At 68.7% G+C, this 3,219-nt stretch carries 3 protein-coding genes; all 3 read left to right on the top strand.

All coding sequences use genetic code 11. The features are described from left to right. Nucleotides 1-1,292 (top strand): L,D-transpeptidase family protein (locus ABZF37_RS13965; RefSeq protein WP_372720962.1); only part of this gene is annotated, 1,292 nt, incomplete at its 5' end. 153 nt (nucleotides 1,293-1,445) lie between these two features. Continuing rightward, complete coding sequence (locus ABZF37_RS13960) at nucleotides 1,446-2,387, top strand: hypothetical protein (RefSeq protein ID WP_372720960.1); 942 nt, start codon at nucleotides 1,446-1,448, stop codon at nucleotides 2,385-2,387. Nucleotides 2,388-2,435: 48 nt separating this feature from the next. Then, a partial coding sequence (locus ABZF37_RS13955) for a Rieske 2Fe-2S domain-containing protein (protein ID WP_372720958.1) occupies nucleotides 2,436-3,219 on the top strand: 784 nt, incomplete at its 3' end.

The raw sequence follows: 3,219 nt of genomic DNA, 5'->3' as shown, positions 1-3,219 counted from the left end.
CCGCGGCCTGCCTGCTGCTGGCGGCATTGTCCGGTTGCGCAGGCTGGGGCGCCCGCGAACCGGCGCAACTGGCCCCGGCGCCGCTGCCGCCGGAACCGTTCGCCCTGAACAGTTTCGAGTTGCAGGAAATCACCGATGTTGTCGGGCGCCTGCGCCACACGACCATCCAGGCCGAGGAAACCTTGCTCGACATCGCCCGGGCCTACGACCTGGGCTACGACGAGATCCTGGCCGCCAATCCAGGCGTCGATCCGTGGACACCCCCCACCGGCCAGCGGGTCATGCTGCCTACCGCCCATGTCCTGCCGGACACGCCGCGCGAGGGCATCGTCATCAACCTTGCCGCGCGGCGGCTGTATTACTACCCGCCCGCACCCCACGGGGCGCCCCGGCGGGTCATCCCGCACCCGATCGGCATTGGCCGCGAGGGCTGGGCAACGCCCCTCGGACGCACCAAAGTGGCCAACAAGCGCGCCGCGCCGGCCTGGACCGTGCCGGCTTCCATCCGCCGTGAGCACGCCGCCAAGGGCGACCCCTTACCGGCCGTGGTCCCGCCGGGGCCGGAGAATCCGCTCGGCAGCCATGCGCTGCGCCTGGGTTGGTCGAGCATACTCATTCATGGCACCAGCAAGCCGGCCGGCATCGGCATGCGCGTCAGCCACGGCTGCATGCAGTTGTACCCGGAGGACATCGCACCCCTGTTCGACGCGGTTCCGGTCGGCACGCCGGTAACCGTGGTCGATCAACCCTATCTGGTCGGCCTGGGCGCCGACGGCCTGGTGCTGGAGGCGCATGAGCCCCTGCACCCGGCCGCCACCAAGCGCCGCGAGACGGTCGTCACGGGCCTGATCAAGGCCGCCATCGCCCGCCACCGGGTGGCGGATACCGCGCACGTGGACCTGAGCCTGGCAAACACCTACGCCACCGGGCAGGCCGGCTACCCGCTGCCGATCAGCGTCGGCGCACCCGCGATCGACGACTACCGGGCGGCGCTGCCAGCCGCGCCGCTACTACCGACCCCGCAGGCTACGCCGGTCGGTCAGGGCGACTGGTATGTCGACCTCGGCCGTTTCAAGTCCGAGAACAATGCCCGCCGACTGGTGGCCATGCTGATCCACCAGGGTCCGCCCATACCGGCCGCGCGCCAGCCGCAGGACGGCCAGTACCGGGTGCTGGCCGGGCCCTATCCATCAAAGACCGCGGCCGCCGCGGCGGTGCGGCGCATCAAGCGCGATCTGGGCGAAACCGGACAAGCCATCCGGCTGGCGCCCACAGTGGCGCTCGGCGGGTAGCCGCCCGCGGCCACGGCGCGCTAAATGGTCGGGCCTGACTCCGAAAGAGCAGAATCAGAGATTGGCCAGCCCCGCGCCGACGGCGGTGCCTGAAACAAACCATGCCGAGCCGACATCGAGCGGACTGAACAAGACACCCAGGAGGAACTTGCCATGAGCCCGAACCACGCTATCGCCTACCGCAACCCCGCCCCCGCGCCGGCCGCCACGCCCGCCGCCGCCCGCGCGCTGTACTTGTCCGAACGCGATTTCATAGGCGCCGCGCTGCCTAAGCCGATCGAAAAGGTGCTGCCGGCTGCCGCGATGGCGCCGCAGGACGGTCCGCTCGACTTCAGCGCGCAACTGGACCTGCCCTACCCGGCCACGCTGCCGGCACTGCTGGCCGGCACTCACGCCCTGGCCGCGCAGGCGACCACACCCGTGGGCGAGGCGGCCGGTGGTGTCATCGTGCTGATTCTGGAAGGCAGCGGCACGTTCACGGTCGGCGCCGAGGCGGTCACGGTCGCGGCCGGCGACATCCTGGCCGTGCCGGGCAGTGTCGGGGCCAGCGCCAGTGCTGGCGCGGATGGCCTGCGCTTTTACTACGTCGACGACAGTCCGCTGACCCGCTACATGGGCTGGCAGGTGCAGCCGACCGAACGGATCGTGTTCACGCACTGGCCGGCGGCGGCGCTGGCGCAAAAGCTCGCCGACACAGCCGCCGAGGGCATCACCGCCTCCGGCGTATTCCTGGCGCACCAGGGTCTGAAGGCCGAAAAGCTCGCCACGCCCAACCTGTTCGCGCACCTGAACCGACTGGCGCCGGGCGCCGCCAATACCGTGCACGGCCACGCCTCGGCGGCCATCACCTACGTCATCGAGTCCAACGACACCAGCTATTCGCTGCTGGGCGAGACGCTGCAAGACGGCGCCATCGTCGATCCGCTGCGCGTCGACTGGAGCCCCGGCCAGGTGTCCCTGACCCCGCCCAATCTGTGGCACGGCCACTTCAACGACGGCAAAACCGACATCCTGACCCTGGTGGTGCAACTGTCGGGGCTGTATTACAACGACCGCACCATGAATTTCCGCTTCGCCGCGCCGCCGAAGAGCTAAGCTGGCCCGTGAAGTGATAATTGGAGCCACGTACCCCGGAGGAACGCCATGAACGCACCCACGACTGTGCCCGTCACTGACCTGGTCTGGCCGCAGGAAGGTTTCACCCGCGTGCCGTACCGCGTGTACCAGGACCCGGCCATCTATGCTCTTGAGCAGGAGCGCATTTTCCGCGGCCGGACCTGGAACTACGTGGCTCTGACAGCCGAACTGCCCACCGCCGGCGACTACAAGACCAGCTTCGTCGGCGACACGCCGGTAATTGTCAGCCGCGACGCGGATGGCCAGTTCCACGTTCTGGTCAACCGCTGCGCCCACCGCGGCGCGCTGGTATGCCGCGACCTGCGCGGCAATACCGACACCCTGACCTGCGTCTACCACCAGTGGGCATACGACAGCCGAGGCGACCTGATCGGCGTGCCGTTCCGCAAGGGTCTGGGCGGCAAGGGCGGTTACCCGGCCGACTTCGACATGAAGCAGCACGGCCTGCACAAGCTGAACGTGCAGGTCTTCGGCGACTGCATCTTCGCCAGCTTTGGTGACGACATGCCGTCGGTCGAGGACTACTTCGGCCCGCGCATGGCCGATTACCACCGGCGCATGTTCAACCGGCCGGTCGAGGTGCTGGGTTACCACCGCCAGTTCGTGCATTCCAACTGGAAGCTGTACGCCGACAACACGCACGATCCCTACCACGCCAGCCTGCTGCACCTGTTCCACGCCACCTTCGGCCTGTACCGGGCGTCGCAGATTTGCGGCACCGAGATGGACGGCTACGAGGGCATGCACAACTGCATCCATGCGCGCGCCGGCACCGACGAGGGGCGCCTGG

The sequence above is a fragment of the Immundisolibacter sp. genome (assembly GCF_041601295.1).
Lineage (GTDB): Bacteria > Pseudomonadota > Gammaproteobacteria > Immundisolibacterales > Immundisolibacteraceae > Immundisolibacter.
This window is presented reverse-complemented; position numbering and strand designations above follow the sequence as displayed.

Excerpts from the sequence above, each read along its gene's own strand:
- ABZF37_RS13960 (WP_372720960.1), top strand. The coding sequence starts at position 1,446 with ATGAGCCCGAACCACGCTATCGCCTACCGCAACCCCGCCCCCGCGCCG.